Raw genomic sequence first — 819 nt, 5'->3', positions numbered from 1 at the left:
CCAAGGTGGCTGTATTTAAACTCAAGTACCGCTTTACCAGAACGATCAATCGCACCATATTTATAATCTTTCGATACTGTAGCAATGCTATTAGCAAAGTCACTAGCGCTGTCAAACTCAAAGGGGATTACAGTTTTGCCTTCTTTGTCCATATATCCCCATTGGTCATTATTTAAAATAGCGACCAAACCTTCGCTAAAGTTTCTAGCATCTAACATCCAGCCATAATCTGCTTCGATACTCACCGGAATCACAAGCTCACCTGAGCTATTAGTGTATCCAAGGTAATAGCCTCAGTCAGACTTCAGATTTTTTTTGAGTAGATAGGCCATGCCCTCATGGAACGTACCGCAGAAATCATATTTTGCTTTTACAACGATTTTACCTTCGTTATTTTTAAACCCGCATTGTTCTGAGTACTCACCATTGGGGACTACGTATTGAACCAGTTTAGAAACAGAATCTGTGGTTGATGTATCTTCCGTTCCTGGTGCTACTTCTATATTTGGCTCTATATTTGACGCAGCTTCTACGTTGGTTGATTTGATACTGATATCGTCGTTAGCATTTCTAGTACTTGGAACAGACTCGCTTTTACTACAACCAATAAATAAGAGACTTGTTATAACTGTTAAGGTAATCACTTTTTTTCGTAACATCCTAGTGGTCCTTTTTACTTTCTAATATTGTTGATTCAAAACACAATAATGACGTAGGATCATATGTTTTAATAAACAAATTTTTAATGAAGATACGTCAGAAATTAGAATTACTTGTTGTATGTTTTAATGAATACTGACCTAAAGTTTACAATTTAAA

The 819-nt window shown here is 36.0% G+C and carries 2 protein-coding genes; both read right to left on the bottom strand.

The features are described 5' to 3' along the window. The coding region (locus ACS8FC_RS16350) for a WG repeat-containing protein (protein WP_439297553.1) at positions 1 to 254 on the bottom strand (254 nt) is incomplete at its 3' end. Between the two features lie 39 nt (positions 255 to 293). Further along, a complete protein-coding gene (locus ACS8FC_RS16345) occupies positions 294 to 659 on the bottom strand; it encodes a WG repeat-containing protein (protein ID WP_439297552.1) in 366 nt (121 codons plus the stop codon). Positions 660 to 819: the final 160 nt, after the last annotated feature.

Source organism: Psychrobacter sp. 1Y4 (genome assembly GCF_051847555.1).
This window is presented reverse-complemented; position numbering and strand designations above follow the sequence as displayed.